Source organism: Actinokineospora sp. PR83 (assembly GCF_021056305.1).
Classification (GTDB): domain Bacteria; phylum Actinomycetota; class Actinomycetes; order Mycobacteriales; family Pseudonocardiaceae; genus Actinokineospora; species Actinokineospora spheciospongiae.
Window position 1 is genome coordinate 1 of the sequence record NZ_JAJCXD010000094.1, and the last position, 14,818, is coordinate 14,818.

The 14,818-nt window shown below is 73.7% G+C and carries 13 protein-coding genes; 4 read left to right on the plus strand and 9 right to left on the minus strand.

Annotation, left to right across the window (positions count from 1 at the left end):
• The 3 genes from L6E12_RS34930 to L6E12_RS34935 all read right to left on the minus strand — a co-directional run.
• Nucleotides 1-1,054, minus strand: a 1,054-nt coding sequence (locus L6E12_RS34930) for a PPE domain-containing protein (RefSeq protein ID WP_255683549.1), incomplete at its 3' end; no start/stop codon positions are given.
• The gene (locus L6E12_RS29050) at nucleotides 1,054-1,545 is read right to left on the minus strand and encodes a hypothetical protein (protein ID WP_236231118.1); all 492 of its coding nucleotides are present in this window, start codon (nucleotides 1,543-1,545) and stop codon (nucleotides 1,054-1,056) included. The genes L6E12_RS29050 and L6E12_RS34930, both read right to left, overlap by 1 nt.
• Before the next feature lie 235 nt (nucleotides 1,546-1,780).
• Nucleotides 1,781-1,903 (minus strand): hypothetical protein, encoded by a 123-nt coding sequence (locus tag L6E12_RS34935; RefSeq protein WP_255683550.1) that lies wholly within the window; start codon nucleotides 1,901-1,903, stop codon nucleotides 1,781-1,783.
• 91 nt (nucleotides 1,904-1,994) lie between these two features.
• Here L6E12_RS34935 and L6E12_RS29055 point away from each other — a divergent pair, with 91 nt between their 5' ends.
• The 3 genes from L6E12_RS29055 (at nucleotide 1,995) to L6E12_RS29065 (ending at nucleotide 4,449) form a co-directional block, all read left to right on the plus strand.
• Nucleotides 1,995-2,579: a PaaI family thioesterase gene (locus L6E12_RS29055; protein WP_236231119.1), complete on the plus strand. Its 585-nt coding sequence runs from the start codon at nucleotides 1,995-1,997 to the stop codon at nucleotides 2,577-2,579.
• Between the two features lie 9 nt (nucleotides 2,580-2,588).
• Nucleotides 2,589-3,788 carry a metallophosphoesterase gene (locus tag L6E12_RS29060; RefSeq protein ID WP_236231120.1) on the plus strand — a complete coding sequence of 400 codons (1,200 nt, stop codon included), beginning with the start codon at nucleotides 2,589-2,591 and terminating at the stop codon, nucleotides 3,786-3,788.
• Nucleotides 3,789-3,879: 91 nt separating this feature from the next.
• Complete coding sequence (locus tag L6E12_RS29065) at nucleotides 3,880-4,449, plus strand: hypothetical protein (RefSeq protein WP_236231121.1); 570 nt, start codon at nucleotides 3,880-3,882, stop codon at nucleotides 4,447-4,449.
• 28 nt (nucleotides 4,450-4,477) lie between these two features.
• Here the strand turns inward: L6E12_RS29065 and L6E12_RS29070 are convergent, their stop codons facing one another.
• A complete protein-coding gene (locus tag L6E12_RS29070; protein WP_240013825.1) occupies nucleotides 4,478-6,505 on the minus strand; it encodes a serine/threonine-protein kinase in 2,028 nt (675 codons plus the stop codon).
• 474 nt (nucleotides 6,506-6,979) lie between these two features.
• On the opposite strand from L6E12_RS29070, the gene L6E12_RS29075 reads away from it, so the two are divergent.
• Complete coding sequence (locus L6E12_RS29075) at nucleotides 6,980-7,351, plus strand: hypothetical protein (protein WP_236231127.1); 372 nt, start codon at nucleotides 6,980-6,982, stop codon at nucleotides 7,349-7,351.
• Between the two features lie 533 nt (nucleotides 7,352-7,884).
• Here the strand turns inward: L6E12_RS29075 and L6E12_RS29080 are convergent.
• The 5 genes from L6E12_RS29080 to L6E12_RS35180 all read right to left on the minus strand — a co-directional run.
• Nucleotides 7,885-8,859, minus strand: coding sequence for a glutamate ABC transporter substrate-binding protein (locus L6E12_RS29080; RefSeq protein ID WP_236231122.1), 975 nt, complete (start codon nucleotides 8,857-8,859; stop codon nucleotides 7,885-7,887).
• Between the two features lie 167 nt (nucleotides 8,860-9,026).
• Nucleotides 9,027-10,334 carry a hypothetical protein gene (locus tag L6E12_RS35175; protein WP_308075340.1) on the minus strand — a complete coding sequence of 436 codons (1,308 nt, stop codon included), beginning with the start codon at nucleotides 10,332-10,334 and terminating at the stop codon, nucleotides 9,027-9,029.
• 126 nt (nucleotides 10,335-10,460) lie between these two features.
• Nucleotides 10,461-11,633 (minus strand): MFS transporter, encoded by a 1,173-nt coding sequence (locus tag L6E12_RS29090; protein ID WP_236231123.1) that lies wholly within the window; start codon nucleotides 11,631-11,633, stop codon nucleotides 10,461-10,463.
• Between the two features lie 140 nt (nucleotides 11,634-11,773).
• Nucleotides 11,774-12,436, minus strand: a complete 663-nt coding sequence (gene phoU / locus L6E12_RS29095) for a phosphate signaling complex protein PhoU (protein ID WP_236231124.1) — start codon at nucleotides 12,434-12,436, stop codon at nucleotides 11,774-11,776.
• Nucleotides 12,437-12,516: 80 nt separating this feature from the next.
• Nucleotides 12,517-14,818, minus strand: a 2,302-nt coding sequence (locus L6E12_RS35180) for an LCP family protein (RefSeq protein ID WP_308075341.1), incomplete at its 5' end; no start/stop codon positions are given.

The window sequence follows — 14,818 nt, forward strand, 5'->3', positions numbered from 1 at the left end:
CCGCCTCGGCGGCACCGGGGCCACCCGCGCCCGGACCGAAGCCGCCCCCGGGGCCGAAGCCGCCGGGACCGAAGCCGCCCGCGCCGACCGAGACACCGCCGGGGCCGCGGGTGCCGTCAGCGCCGTACCCGCCGCCCGCGCCGCCGAAGCCCGTGCCGCCGTAACCGCTGCCGTAGCCGCCCGCACCGCCCGCGCCACCGGGGCCTGCCGAGCCGCCGCCGTCGAAGGACGGGGTGGTGGAGTTCCAGTCGGGGTCGGCGGGGGTCGTGGGGCCGTCGGGGTCGCGCGGCGGGGGCGGCACCGGGGACGGGGGCCTGCGGGGGGTCACCGGTGGGACGACCACCTCGGGGCGCTCGGGGAAGACCGGGGGCGGGGCGGGCTGGTTGCCCGGCTTGGGGGTGAACACCGGCAGGTCCTGCGAGACCTCCTGGCTGCGGTCCGCGTAGGCCCGCATGACCCGGACCGCCTCGGCCTTGGCCGCGTTGCGCTCCTCCAGCTTGGGCGCCTGGTCGTCGGTCATCTGCTTGAGCATGACCGCGCTGGCGGGGTCGCCGCCGACCTTGACGTCGTAGCCCGCCATGAAGTTGCGCTCGGCGTAGTAGTACACCGGCTCGGGCATGGCGGCCTGGGCCCGCATGATCGTGGTGGTGTAGTCCGACAGGCCCGCGCCGATCCTGGAGGCGGTGTGCCCGGCCTCGTCGGCCCACTGGGTGAGGCGGGTGTTGGACTCGGCGGCGCGCACCGCGGCCGGGCCGCGCCAGGCGCCCATCAGCCCGCCCACGACCCGGCTGACCTCGCCGGTGGTGCCGGTGATCTTCTCCGCCAGCTCGGCCCAGGCCCTGGCGCGGTCGCCGAGCTGCTCCGGCTTGGCCTTCATGATCATGTTGTAGAGGGTGGGGTGGGTGTAGGCGTCCCACCGGATGTGGGTGAAGTCGTTGAACTCCTTGTTGCGCTGCTGCAAGCGCTTGCGGCGCGCGGCGCGCTCCCGCTCGCTGCGGCTCGGCGGGTGCGCCTCGGAGTAGTACTCGCCCTCGCGGTTCGGGTCGTAGCGCATCAGGCCCGCTCCCCCGACTCGACGGCGGGCAGGACCGGGATGCGCTGCTCGACCCGGCGGAACGCCTCGGCCTGCGACTCGTCGGTCTGCGTGTAGGAGTCGAGGGTCTCCTTCATCGTGCGGCGCACCTCGTCGATCTCCTCGATGTAGTCGACCAGCGCGGCGACGACCCCGCTCTGCTCGTCGGCGCGGTTGAGGAAGGACTGGCGCATCGGACCGGCGACCGGGCCGCTGCCGTCGTGCAGCGGGTCCGACAGGGCGATGGCGTCGCGCAGCCGCGCCACCAGGTCCCCCTGGAGCTGGGCGAGCCTGCCCTCGGCGCGGCGCAGCTCGTCCGGGCTGAACTCCAGCCCGTCCATGTCCTCGCCCTCGACCCGGTGGTCACCGCGCTCGGCCGCGCGCACCCGCTCGGGCACGATGTGGGCCTCCGGCCGGGCGCCGTGCCGCTTCGCCAGCGCCTCGGCCTCCGCCATGGTGCGAACCCGCGTCACGTCTTCCTCCCACGCCGCCGGTGGAGACCCGCTCGAACCGCCTCCGTCAGGTAACAGACTGGCGTGGTGGCCGTCCCGGTTCCACTCCAGCCCCGTGCTTGTGCACACCTGGGCACAACGCACGCTCAGGTGGGCAATAGTGCCCCGCGGGCGGCGTCCGCACAATCGATCACCCCGTGACGGCGACCGGTCGATCCACGGGCGGCGAGTACGGCGGGGCGGTCGCTGCGCGGTGTCACCTCCGGCGCCGGGGCGGCGGAGCCGGTTCCGGGTCGCCGAGCACCAGCCGGGCCAGCGCGTCGGCCAGTTCCGAGCAGCGCCGCACGGCCTCGACCACGTCGGTGGTGTCCTCGTCCACCGCCCCAGCCTGCGGCGGACAGGCGGCCGGGGCCAGTGGCGCTGCTCAGCCGGTCAAGGCGGGTGCGCGGGACGTAAGTTACTCTTCGGTAATGAGTCGAACCACCACCGAGGTGTGGCCGCCGGTGCCGACCGAAGCACCCGAGCGCCACCCGGAAGCGCCCGCCCCGGGCACGGACCTGCCCCAGCACTACGCCTACTGCTTCGGCTGCGGCGACGGCGTCGAGCAGGGCCTGCACATCCGCACCTCGGCGTGCGAGGACGTCACCATCCGCTCCCGGTTCACCGTGACCGAGGCGCACCAGGGCGCCCCCGGCCTGGCCCACGGCGGCCTGCTGGCCTGCGCGTTCGACGAGGCGCTCGGCGCGGCCGTCGGCAACCTGCTGCGCAAGCCCGCGGTCACCGCGAAGCTGGAGACCGAGTTCGTCCGACCGGTGCCGGTGGGCACCACGCTGTTCATCGACGCCCACCTCGACGGGGTCGCCGGGCGCAAGGTCTACGTGTCCGCCGAGGGGCGGCTCGGCGCCGAGGACGGGACCGTCGCCGTCCGCGCGCGGGCGCTGTTCGTACAGGTCAAGCTGAGCCACTTCCTGGAGAACGGCAGGCCGGAGGACCTGGCGAAGATCGCGGACAATCCCGAGCTGCTCAGCCGCCGGTCGGTGGAGCTCAATCCGTAGGCTGGCGCCATGTTCTTCGCCCTCATCGGCCTGCTGGTCGTGCTGCTGCACTGGTACCTCTGGAGACGGCTGGTGCGGGACACCACCCGCTCCCGCCGGGGGCGGGTGGTGGGCACGGTCGTGCTGGGCGTGCTCGCGCTGCTGGTGGCGGCGACGCTGTCGCTGACCAGGGTGGTCGGGCCTGCGGAGGCGGCGTGGTTCTCCTGGCCGGGGTACATCTGGCTGGCGATGTTCATGTACCTGCTGCTGATGCTGCTGGTCCTGGAGATCCCGAAGCTGCTGCTGCGCGGGTGGCTGCGCGCGAAGCCCGCCCCGGTCCCGGCCCTGGTCGCCGAGTCCGGTGTGGAACCGGCCGGGGCCTCGACCGCGGAACCCGCGGCGGCGCCCGCGGTGGACGAGGGGCGGCGGCTGTTCCTGGCGCGGACCACGGCGGTGGTGGCCGGGGTCGCCTCGGCCGGGATCGTCGGGTCCGGGGTGGTCTCGGCGCTGAGCCCGCCGCTGGTCAAGCGGGTGCCGGTGCCGGTGGGCGGGGACGCGCTGCGCGGGTACCGGATCGCGGTCGTGTCCGACATCCACCTGGGACCCATCTCCGGGCGGGCGCACACCGAGCGCATCGTGCGGATGATCAACGAGACGCAGCCGGACCTGGTCGCCATGGTCGGCGACCTCGCCGACGGGTCGGTCGCGGAACTGGGCGAGGCGGCGGCACCGCTGCGGGACCTGGTCTCCCGCGAGGGCACGTTCTTCGTCACCGGCAACCACGAGTACTACAGCGGGTACGAGCAGTGGGTCGAGGAACTGGAACGGCTCGGGCTGAACTACCTGCACAACGAGCACACCGCGGTCGCGGGTGGGCGGTTGACGCTGGCCGGGGTGACCGACGTGACCGGCAAGAGCTTCGACGACTCCCCGGACATCCCGCGCGCGCTGGCAGGCCGGGCCGAGGGGACGCCGACCGTGCTGATGGCACACCAGCCGGTGCAGGTCGAGGACGCGGCGGCGGCCGGGGTTGACCTGCAACTGTCCGGGCACACGCACGGTGGGCAGATGTGGCCGTTCCACTACGCGGTGCGGGCCCAGCAGCCCGCGGTCTCCGGGTTGTCCCAGGTGGACGGTACTTGGCTGTACGTGACGAACGGGGCCGGGTTCTGGGGCCCGCCGGTGCGGGTCGGGGCGCCGCCGGACATCTCGATCATCGAGTTGGGCTGAGCCCGGTCGCCGATCCCGGCTCCGGCGCCCAGCGGTTCGGACGACGCGCCTGGCCAGAGTCGGGAGGACGTCCACAACCGAGGGAAGACGCATGGATTCCACTGAGGCGCGAGCCCGCGAACTCGCTGCGAACTCCGGCCGCACCTACGAAGACGCGCTCAGGCTCGTCCGGATCGAGGACAAGACCCGGCTCACCGTGGCGGACGCGAGCTTCGCGCTCGGGCACCCGGTGGCAGTGCAGGCGAACTCCGAACTCAAGCCCTCCGTCACGGGGACCACGGGCCGCGGCCCGTGGTTGCGCGAGGTCCGCATCGGATACGGCGGTGGCTCGTTCTCCGATGTCCTGGTCGTCACCGGCATCCCGTTGCCCGGCGAGGAACCCGACGACAACCTGCTCGCCACCGTCCTGCACAACTTCCTGCTCCACGGCGCGCTCCGGGACGTCGCGGCCGGGCCCCGGATCGCGTGGGAACAGGCGACCGCGGCCACCCCGGTGCCCGCCGAAGTCATCCTCGACGGCACCGCAACGCCCGCTGCCCGGCTCACGGTCGGCCAGGTGACGGCCGTGCGCCTGCCGTACCTGACCGGTCAGGTCGTCATCGGCACCGCGGGAACCGACATACCCGCCCTCGCCCTGACCCGCGGTCCGGTCGACCAGTAGGCCGTCGCCCTGGCAGGCAGCCCCGGGATCAGGTGATCGTCCGGGGGCGGATGGAGTTGGCCTGGTCGACCAGGGCGTGGCGTTGTTCCGGGGTGCCCGCCAGGCGGGCCAGGGTGCGGTAGCAGTGTTCGAGGCCGAAGCGGAGTTCGCGTTCGGACAGCGCGCAGCCGAGGACGGTGCGGTGGTGGTTCGCCGGGTCGGCGCCCGGTTTGCCCGCCCCGACCCAGCCGTGGGCGGCTTCGAGGACGTCCGCGGCGAGGCGGGTGCGGCGTTCCGCGTCCAGGGTCAGGCGCTCCAGGCGCTTGGCGGCGTCGTGGAGTTCGGATTCGGTCACGTGTGCCTGGCTGTCCGGCTCGCCCGCCCTGGCCTTGATCTTGATGGCGGCGATCTGGGCGCTGAGGTGGTGGCTGGAGGTGTCCGGGACCTGGTCCAGCACCTCGATGGCGCTGCCGCGAGCGCCCTGGGCGAGGTAGACCCTGGCCAGGCCGAAGGCGGCGCTGACCACAGAGTGGTCGGTGCGCCACACCAGCTCGTAGAACCGGGCGGCGGCGAAGTGGTCGCCGGACTGCTCGTGGCTCGCGGCCAGGGCCAGCTTCGGTGCCAACTCCCCCGGCACCGCGTCGTACACCCGGTCGAAGGCGTCGCGGGCAGCCGCGGGGTTGCCCGAGACGAGGGCCACCAGGCCGTCGAACCAGTCCGGGCGCCACTCGGCCGGGTCGGTGGCGAGCCTGCGGGCGGCGATCAGCTCCGAGTGGGCCGCCCGCAGGTCGCCCTGTTCCATCCGGGCCTTGACCAGCCGCAGGCGCACCTCGATGGAGTCGCGCGGTGCGCTGTTGAGGGCGGCGACCAGCTCGGCGGGCTCGGTGGCGGTGATGCTCGCCAGCACGGTGGCGGCGTGGTCGTCGGTGTCGACCAGGGGCAGCGGCAGGACGCTGGCCACCTCGGCGGGCGCCGGGGCGGGCAGCACGTCCGCGCCCTCCTCGGCCACCGAGGCGCCGAAGGACCGGGTGTCCACGCTGAACACAGTGGACAGACCGGGCCGCGGCCTGCCGGTGCCCAGCGCCATCACCTCCCGCAGCACCCCGGTCAACTGGTCGGCCATCTCCCCGGCGGAGGTGAAGCGGCGCAACGGGTCGGCGTGCGTGGCGCGCTTGAGGACCCGGTGGTAGCTGCCGAAGAGGGCGAAGAGCGGTTCGGCCTCCGGGCCGGGCAGGGTGTGCTTGTAGCGGGTGGTGTACCCGGCGAACTCGATGCTGAGCACCGCCAGCGTCCGGCCGACCGTGTAGATGTCGGAGGCGATGGTGGCGCCCTCGGTGGCCAGTTCGGGGGCGGCGTACCCGGCGGTGAAGAACAGCGGGCTCTCGTAGTCGTCGGTCTTGCGGACCGCGCCCAGGTCGATCAGCTTGAGCTGCTCACCGGTCTGGATCACGTTGTCCGGCTTGAGGTCGCAGTAGAGCATGTCGATGCTGTGCAGGTACCCGATCGCGGGGAGGATCTCCAGCCCGTAGGCGATCACCTGCCCGATCGGCAGCGGCTCGGCCCGCCCGGTCTCCCGGTGGTGCTCCAGCGCGAGCTGCCGCAGCGACTGCCCACCCACGTACTCCATGACGATGTACCCGACCAGCGACCCGGTGTTCGGGTCCGGGTGCTGCACGAAGTTGTAGATCTTCACCACGTTCGGGTGCTCGACCTCGGCCAGGAACCGCCGCTCCGCGACGACCGAGGCCATCGAGGTGGCGTCACCGGTGTCGATGAGGCCCTTGAGCACGACCCAGCGGGCGCTGACGTTGTGGTCCTTGGCCAGGTAGATCCACCCGAGACCGCCGTAGGCGATGCTGCCCAGCACCTCGTACTGGCCGCCGACCAGGTCACCGCGGAACAGGCGGGGGCGGAAGTTGTACGCCTGCCCGCAGGTCCCGCACACCCCCTCCGGCGGCCCACCCCGACCGACCTCGGCACCGCAGCTGTTGCAGAACCGCTTGTTCTCGGCGACCACCGGGTCGTCCAGGACAGCGCTCGCCGGGTCCTTCACCGGGACGACGGGGACCTCGACCAACCCCGCCCCGAGCCTGCCCCGACCCGCGGCGCGGGAAGCCGTGCGCCTGCCGGTGCCGGGGAACGAACCGGAACCGGTCGATGGCTGGGAACCGGACGGGAAGGGCGCCGGGACGGGTTCGGGTTCCTCGGCGGGGGGCGGGGGTTCGATGCTCTGGGTGAGGGTGGGGATCTCCAGGACGCTGGTGGGCTGGTCGTGGCCCCGGAAGTCGTCGTGGAAGGGGGGTTCGGCGGGGCCGGGGTGGATCGGCTGCGGGGGGCGGAACCCGTCGGGGCGGGGTGCGTTCGGCTGGGCGGGCCGGGGCTGGGCCGGGTTGGACTGGCTCGGCGGGGCGGGGCGCGGCCTGCCTGCCGGTCCGGGTCGGGGCCGGCCTGACTGGGCGGCACCGGACTGGCCCGGCTGAGCGGAGCGGAGCTGACCGGGCTGGGCTGGGTGGCCTTGGCCTGACTGACCCGGCTGGCCTGACTGGGCAGGGTGGGCTTGACCCGGCTGACCCGGCTGGCCCTGCTGAGCGGGCTGGCCCGGCTGGCCCTGCTGGGCGGGCTGGCCCTGCTGGGCGGACTGGCCCTGCTGGCCCGGCTGGCCCGGCTGGCCCTGCTGAGCGGGCTGGCCCTGCTGAGCGGGGTGGGGCTGGCTCGGCTGCTCCGGCCGAGGCCTGCCGGGGTGCTCCGGCCGGGGCGGGGGAGGCTCGATCGGGTTTCGCCTGCCGTGGCGACCGCGCTCGGAGGGGCGCGGCTGCGGATCGGTGGACTCGGCCGGGTTGGCCGGGCCTGGGCGGTTCGGGGCCGGGGCGGGGTGGTGGCCACCCGGACCGGGGACGGGCGGGTTCGAAGCGGGGGGCGGTGAGAGCGGGCGGGACTGAGACCTGCCCTGCTCCATCGGATCCACCGGCCGAGGCTGGGACCCGGTTTGCTCAGCCGAGTTCGGCGGGCGAGACCAGGAACCGCTCTGCTCAGCCGGGTTTGCCGGGCGGGGGTGGGGGTGCGGCTGGAATGGCGGCACTGGGCGGTGGGGGCCTGCGCCCTGGTCCGGGTGCCTGCTCGGGGGCTGCCTGTGCTGGGGACCGGTGGATTCCACCGGGTTCTGCTGCGGTGGGCGGTTGCCGGGGTACGGCGGGCGCCGGCCCTGCGGTGGGGAACCGGTGGGCTCGCCCGGGGTCGGCTGCTGAGGCCGGGGCTGTCCGGGGTGGTGCGGGGGCTGCCCACCGCTCAGCTCCGGGCCCGAGGAGGACGGCCGGGACTGCTGTCCCGGGCTCGGGTGGGCGTCGGGGGTGGGGCGGTGCTGCCCCGGGGGCTGCGCGCCCGCGGGGTCGGGGGGCGGCTGGTCCCAGGGGGGTGGGGGGAGGTGGCCGCTGTGGGGGTCCGGGTTGTGGGTCATGGTCAGTCCCGGTACCGGGCGACCGGGGGGTTGGCGGGTTGGTCGGCTCTGTCGAGCCAGCGGTTGTGGCTGGCGGCCCAGGAACCGGTGCGGATGGAGTCCTCCAGCACGGCGTTGACGAAGCGCACCATGTCCTCGCTCTGCTTGGGGATGCCGATGCCGTACGGCTCCTCGGTGAACCGCGGGCCGACCATCTTCACGTTCGGGTCCTGGGCGGCCATCCCCACCAGGATCGTGTCGTCGGTGGAGACCGCGGTGACCTGGCCCTGTTGCAGCAGCACCAGGCAGTCCGACCAGTTGTCGACGGCGAGGAGGTCCGGTGGGGCGGGGGAGTCGCGCAGCTTGGTGATGGACGTTGAGCCCTTGGCCGCGCAGACCCGCTTGCCGCCGAGTTGGTCGACGGCGGTGATGGGGGAGGACTTCTCGACCAGGACGCGCTGGCCCGCGGTGTAGTAGATGGCGGAGAAGTTGATGTCGGCCCAGCGGGCGCAGGTGGCCGTCATGGTGCGGACGACGATGTCGACGTCGCCGCGCTTGAGGGCGTCGACGCGCTCGGCGGAGGTGATGACCTTGAACTGGACGCGGTCGGGGTCGCCGAAGATGGCGGCGGCGATCTCGCGGACCCGGTCGATGTCGAAGCCGATGAGGGCGTTGCTGGTGGGGTCGCGGAAGCCGAAGAGGAAGGTGTTCTGGTCGACGCCCGCGATGAGCCTGCCGCGGTCCTGGATGGCGCGCATGGTGGTGCCCGGGGGCATGAGGCCGGGGGTGGGCTTCCCGGCGGGCCGCAGGCTCGCCGTCGGGTCACACGGGGGCACGGCTGCGGTCGCACCGGTGCTGGTCGGCGGGTTGACCTCCACCCCCACCGGCTGCGGGCGCTCCACCGACCGCACGTCGACCCGGTCCACCGGGACCGCGCCGCCCCCGCACGCGGTCACCGCCAGCGCGACCGCGACCGCCAGCACCGCCACCCGCCGCATCCGCGCCCCTCTCCCCCTGACCGACCCACCCGGCCCGCGCACCCCGACCACTCTGCCGCCACCCGGCGCTCCACCAACCTCCACCACGCCACCGATCCTCACCGCACTGCCCTTCACCGCCACGCTGTCGGTCCCCACCGCACCGCCGGTCTCCACCGCGCCGCCGGTCATCGGTACTCGCGGAGGCGTTCGCGGATGCCCGCGGAGATGCCCGCGGCGGCGACCAGGGTCAGCAGGGCCACGCCGGGGGTGAGGCCGGTGGTGACCTGGGCGGCCCGGGTGGTCTGGGTGGCGAACTCGGTGCGGGCGGCGTCGATGGCCGTGCGCAGGTCGTCGTCGAGGGCGGCGAAGGTGGTGGCGGCGCTGTCGGGGGCCTGGCCGACCGCGACCGTGACCGCCTCCTCGTACTGGCCGTTGCCGTCGAGTTCGCGGATCCTGCGGTGGGCGCCCTGCCAGGCCGTGGCGTTGTCCACGGCCTGGCGGACGGCGTCGGTGGGGGCGAGGTCCTGGGCTTGGCGCAGGAGGTTGTCGCGGCCGTCGCCGGTGAGGGTGGCGGCGAGTTGCTGCCACTCGGCCTCGTAGCCGGGGCCGTCGCCGCGGGCGACGAGGGTGAGGGTTTCGTCGGCCCGGCACTTGAGGGCGTTGATGCGGGCGTGCACGAGGACGTCGGCCTGGGTGGAGCCGTTGCGCTGCGCGTCGTCGACCCGGTCGGCGGCCAGCAGCAGGGCGACCGACGCCCAGGCGACCGCCACGACCACCGCCGCGGTGGCCACGACCAGGCCGACGTTGAGCAGCCGGTTGGTCTTGCGGGTCAGGTGGACCTGGGCCGCGAGCAGTGCGACCAGCAGGCCCGCGGTGAGCGCGACCGGCACCCACGGCAGCGCGCGGGCCTCGTCCTGGGCGGCCCGCAGGCGCAGGTGATCGATGCCGTAGAGCTGTTCGGCGGCGGGGAGGATCTTCGAGCGCATCAGCCCGGACGCCTCGCGCAGGTACGCGGCGCCCGCGGGGAAGCCCTGGCGGTTGTTGGCGCGGGCGGTCTCGACGAGTCCGGTGTAGACCGGGAGCTGCCGGGACAGGGTGCTGACGTACCCGGCGGCCACCGGGTCGGCGCCCAGGTCGGAGGAGGCGGCGCCGATGGCCTCACCCGCGGTGGCGATGTCGAGTTCGTAGCGGGCGCGCAGCTCGGGGGGTTCGACACCGCCGGAGAGGAAGGCGCTGGCCGCGGTGGCGTCGGCGTCGGAGAGGGACCGGAAGATCTGCTGGGCGACCGCGGCGAGGGGTTCACGCTGGGTGAGGAGTTCGTCGAGGGTGTCCTGCTTGGCCTGGGTGGCGACGGCGGAGACGATGCCGGTGGCGATGGTCAGCAGCAGCAGCCCGGCCCAGATCACCGACAGCCTGCCGGGGGTGGTGGTGGCCGACCTGGCGACCCGGCGCAGGGGCGACGGCGCGGTGGTCCCCGGTGGTGCGGTGGTCACCAACCGGACTCCCCGTGGCTCGACGCCCATGGCGACACAGTCAACCGCACGGAACCGGTCGCGGCGCCCGCATCCCCCCGGCGGTTACCTGGCTGTGACACCGATCCTGAGCACACGCGTTCGAACCTAGTGCAGTGTTTTGCCCCGATCCACCACACGGGGCCCGCGCCGGAGCAGGTGGGCGAGTCCCGCCGCGCCGAGGGCGAGCAGTGCGAACAGCCCGAAGGCCAGTCCGGGGGTGCCGAGCAGGGAGCCCGCGGCCAGTGACACGACCACGCCGCCCGCGTTGCCGGTCAGCCAGAGCAGGGCGGTGGTCGTGCCCGCGGAGTCGCCCGCGGTGCGCTCGACGTGGGCCAGGGCGACCGGCAGCGCGGCGAGCAGCAGGAACCCGATCGGCAGGGCGGCGGCGAACCCGGTGGCAACCCCGGGGGCGAGCGCCAGCAGCAGGCACGCCGGCGCGGTGACCACCGCGGTGACCACCGCGGTGACCAGCAGCGCGGTCGGTTCCGCTGTCTTGCGCGCCGCCAGCGGCGGGATGACCGCGCAGCCCGCGATCCCGGCGACGAGCATGGTCAGCATCAGCAGCCCGGACGCGTCCGCGGCGACCCCGCCTGGCTTGAGCAGCGGCTCCAGCCAGGTCGCCAGCGCCACGAAGACGCCCATGCCCGCGAACACCACGGTGGCCAGCAGCGCCACCCCCGGTTGCCGGGCGACAGCGGCCAGTGACGGCGGTCGCCGCACCGCCACCTCGAACGGTGGTCTCCCGCGCAGGGCCAGCAGCGCGGCGATGACGGTGACCAGGGTCAGCCCGGCGCCCACGGCGACGACCAGCGGCACGTCGTCCGGGATGGCGGTGCCCACGCCGATGGCGACGATCATGCCGACGTAGGTGGCGCCCGCGCCGACGGCGATGCCCAGCGGCCGGTGCCGCGGTTCGAGGTAGGCCGCGGCGACCCGGGTGATGGCGTTGGCGGCCAGCGGCTGGGCCAGGGCGGCGAGGCCCTGCCCGAGCAGCGCCGCCCAGTAGGCGTCGACCGCAACCCTGGTCAGCGCGCCGAGGCCGAGCAGGACCGCCGCGAGCGCGAGGGCGGGCCGCAGCCGGGTGTCCAGCAGCCGCCCGGCGGGCACGCTGAGCAGCACGAACAGCAGCGGGAACAGGTTCGCCAGCCAGCCGACGGCGGGGTCGGAGACGCCGAAGTGGGTCGCGGTGGCGGTGGTGATCGCGGCGTAGGCGAGCCAGCAGACCTGGGTGGAGACACCCAGTGCGGCGAACGCGATGACGACCGGCCAGCGGGACACGGGTCCGAGTATCGATCTCTGCGCTCCCCCGCACAACCCTCCACGACCGGCCCTGCCGCGACCGCGCGGACTCGTTGCGGGAAAGGGAAACCGCCCCACCGGGGTCGGCGGGGCGGTTCAGGTTCGTCTGCTGTGGACTGTCAGAAGTCCTCGGCGCCCGAGCCGGGCATCCGGCCGGTGACGACGAAGACGACGCGCTTGGCCACCGACACGGCGTGGTCGGCGTAGCGCTCGTAGAAGCGGCCGAGCAGCGTGACGTCCACCGCGGACGCGACGCCGTGCGGCCACTCCTTGTCCATGATCACCGAGAACAGGTGCCGGTGCAGGTCGTCCATCTCGTCGTCGGCGTCCTCGAGGGCGCGCGCGGCGGCGACGTCCTGGGTGCGGATGACGGTCTCGGCCTTGCGGGCGAGCTCGACGGCGATGCGGCCCATCTCGGCGAAGTAGCCGTGCACCGGCTCCGGCAGGACCGGGGCCGGGTGCCTGCGCCGGGCCGCCTTGGCCACGTGCAGGGCCAGGTCGCCCATCCGCTCCAGCGACTCCGCCGCGTGGATGGCCGCGAGCACCGTCCGCAGGTCGGTGGCCACCGGCGCCTGCAGGGCGAGCAGCGCGTAGGCGTGCTCCTCGCAGGACGAGCGGGCGTCGTCGATCTTCTCGTCGCCGCTGATCACCTGCTCGGCCACGGCCAGGTCGGTGTCGAGCAGCGCCCGGGTGGCGGATTCCATGGCCTCGGCCACCATCGCGCACATGCCGGCCAGTTGATCGGCGAGTTTGCCGAGTTCGAGATGGTAAGCCTCACGCATGCCGGTCAGCCTAGTTCCCCGCGCGCCCGGTTGCCCCAGCGCGGGATGAACCGCAGATGAACCCGCCACGACGAACCCGCTTACGCGCAGCTCACGTCCCCGGCGTTGATCGTCGACAGGTTGGCGGGCAGTTCCTCCTGGGCCGGTCCGCCCGCACCGCCGGGGGCGGTGACGGTGCCGTCGAACTCCGGGCCGAGCACCAGCACCAGCGCGGTGCCCGCGCCGGGGTCCAGCTCCAGGGTCGCGCCGGGGATCGACGACGCCAGGGTCTGCGCCTGCGCCTCGCGGCCCTTGCCGTAGCGGATCGTGGTCTTCGGCACCGACGGGCCCGAGTTGACCTGCACCACGGTGTAGCCGACACCGGTCAGCTTGTCCGCGGTCTTCCTGGCGATGCGATCGGTGGTGTTGCCGCCGTTGAGGACCTGGATCTTGAGGGTCTTCGGGTCGACCTGCTCGGTCTGCTGCTGGCGCAGCGGCGCGGGCTGCGGCATCGCCTGCTGCCCGCCCGCGGGCTTCTCGCCGGGCAGCGCCTGCTTGGTGATGATGGCGTGGAACAGCGCCTTGTTGTCGTCCGGGAGCAGCGTCTCGTTGCCGCGGGTGTTGGAGGTGCCCACGGTCGGCACGGTGATGAAGGTGACCCGCCCGGCCTCCAAGCCCTGCAACGACTGGCCCAGCCGCAGCAGCGAGTCCAGGCCGATGTTGTCGCCGAACGTGGACTTGGCGAACTCGCTGGTGAAGCTGGTCAGCTTGCCCGGGTCCAGCAGCACCTGGCTGGACATGGCCTTGCGCAGCAACGCCGACAGGAACCGCTGCTGGCGCTTGATCCGGCCGTAGTCGGAGGTGATGTCGCCCACCACGTGCCTGGCGCGCACGAAGTTCAGCGCCTGGTCCCCGCGCAGCAGCACCTCGGTGCCCGCGTCCTTGACGACCCAGGTGTTGAGGACGGTGTCGAACATGGGCTTCTCGACGCACACGTTGACGCCGTCGACCGCGTCGACCATGCCCTTGAAGCCGTCGAAGTTGATCCCGATGAACCGGGTGATGTTCAACCCGGACAGCTCCTGCACGACCTTGGTCATGCACAGCGGACCGCCCACCTGGTAGGCGGTGTTCATCTTCGCGATCTTCTGCCCCGGCACCTGCTCACCGGTGTAGGTGTTGGTCTTGGCGTCGAACCGCTCGCAGGACGGCCGGTTGATCTCCAGGTCGCGCGGGAACGACACCAGCACGACCCGGCTGCGGTCGGCGGGCACGTGCGCCACCATCACCGTGTCCGAGCGCGCACCGGGCACCTGCTCGGCGTCGCCGACGCCCTCCTCGGCCGCCGCGCCCTCCCGGCTGTCGGAACCGACCAGCAGGAAGTTCTCGTCGCCCTGCTGGGCGGCGGCGTTGGTGATCGCGTCCGAGTTGGGGTCCAGCGCGCGCACGTCGTCGATGCTGCCGTCGGTCCACTTGGCGTAGCCCCAGCCGATGCCGGTCGCCACGAACACGACCGCGGCGACGGCGATGGCGGCGAACCGGCCCGCGAGCACCTTCCGGTCGTGCGGTTGCCGCGGCGGCACCTCGGTCACGACGACCTCGGGTTCGGGGTCCGGCTCGGACTCCGGTTCCGGCTCGGGTTCGGCGGGGCTGTCGTCCCGGACCGGCTCGTCGACGGCCGGGACCACCTCGGTGGGCAGGTCCGCGCCGGGCTCGGCTACTCGGAGCGGCGGCGTCCGAACAGTCCGCGCTTCTTCGGTGGGCGCTTCCGGTCCACTTTTGGAGTCGACAAAGTCAACCACCTCCCCCGGTTCGGCACCGGGCACCTGCCCGAGCCCCGTCAGGTGGTCGTCCAGCTCGTCGACGTCCCCCGCGAACGGGTTCAGCTTGAGCTTCTTGGCCTTGCGGGCCTTCTCCTCGGCGGCGAGCTCGTCGTGCACGGCGGAGAACCGCGCCAGCGTGTGGTCGACCCGGCGCCGCTTCTGCACGGCCTCGCCGATCGGCTCCATCTCGGTGGTGAGCCCCATCAGCTCTTCCGGCGGGACGTTCGGCGGCGGCATCATCGCGGGCCGGTCCTCCGCCGCGTCCTCCGGCGGCTGCGGCGGCATGGACGACTGGCCGGGCTGCTGCCGGGGACCGCGCGGGGGCTGCTCGTCGAGACCGTCGAGGCCCTCGGAGATCCGGCGCTCACCGGTGTTCCCCGTGCTCCCCGGGACGGGGAAGGCACCGGTGGGGCGCTGGTTCTGGCGGCCGGGGGCGGGGGGGCGCGGGTGGGCGCCGGTCGCCCCGGGCGGGGGCGGGCCTGCGGGCCTGCCGGGGCGCCCGCCGTTGACCGGCAGCCCCTCGGCATCGGGCCGCGGGTAGCTGTCGCCCTCCGGGCGACGCGGACCTCGGCCGCCGGGG